This is a genomic window from Mesorhizobium sp. M7A.F.Ca.CA.002.15.2.1 (assembly GCF_003998715.1).
In the GTDB taxonomy this organism is placed as follows: Bacteria; Pseudomonadota; Alphaproteobacteria; order Rhizobiales; family Rhizobiaceae; genus Mesorhizobium; species Mesorhizobium ciceri.
Genome location: NZ_RZPI01001074.1, coordinates 1 through 1,073, shown reverse-complemented (window position 1 = coordinate 1,073; position 1,073 = coordinate 1). Strand labels below are relative to the sequence as shown.

Sequence of the window (1,073 nt, the reverse complement as noted above, 5' to 3'; positions counted from 1 at the left end):
GTCTTGATCAATCCCGCATTGAAGAACGTATCTATGTTCTCGGCCCCCAGCCCCTCGATGTCCAGGGCACCGCGCGACACGAAGTGGCGCAATCCTTCCACCGCCTGCGCCGGGCAGATCAGCTCGCCGGTGCAGCGGCGGCGGGAATCTTCCTTGCCGGTCTTCTCGTTGATCTCGCGCGTCGCCGGCGAGCCGCAGATCGGACAGGTATGCGGGAATTCGTATGGCACGGCATCGGCCGGCCGCTTGTCGATGACGACACTGACGATCTGCGGAATGACATCGCCTGCCCGCTGGATCACCACCGTATCGCCGATGCGCACGTCGATGCCGTCGCGGATCGGCTGGCCGGTGCTGTCCAGGCCCTTGATGTAGTCCTCATTGTGCAGCGTGACATTCTCGACCACGACGCCACCGACAGTGACCGGCGCCAGCCGCGCGACCGGCGCCAGCGTGCCGGTACGGCCAACCTGGATGTCGATCTTCTGCACAGTCGTCATCGCCTGTTCGGCCGGAAATTTGTGCGCGACGGCCCAGCGCGGCTCACCGGTGACGAACCCCCATCGGCGCTGCAATTCCAGCTGGTCGACCTTGTAGACGACGCCGTCGATATCATAGCCAAGTGCCGAACGTTGCTCCTCGATCCGATGATAATGCGCGATCAACTCGTCGGCCGATTTCGCCCGCACCATCAGCGGACTGATCTTGAACCCCCACTCGGCGAATTTCTGCACCGAATCATATTGGGTCGGAGCCGGATCCGCTGTCGTATAGCCCCAGGCATAGGCAAAGAATTTGAGGTTGCGGCTGGCGGTAACGGACGGATCCTTCTGGCGCAGCGAACCGGCCGCCGTGTTGCGCGGATTGACGTAGTCCTGGCCGCCGACCGCCGCCGACCGCTGCTTCAACGCCTCGAATTCCGCATAGGTCATGTAGACCTCGCCACGGATCTCAATGGTTTCGGGCCAGTCCGAACCTTTCAGCCTCGCTGGAATATCGGCAATCGTCTTCAAATTGGCGGTGATGTCTTCGCCGACGGCGCCGTTGCCACGCGTTGCGCCCTGCATGAACAC

General features: G+C 62.4%; 1 protein-coding gene. It reads right to left on the bottom strand.

Features of this window, described 5'->3' with window-relative positions; genetic code table 11:
* On the bottom strand, positions 1-1,073 hold a 1,073-nt coding region (gene ligA / locus ENZ74_RS32685), incomplete at both ends, for an NAD-dependent DNA ligase LigA (protein WP_127313330.1).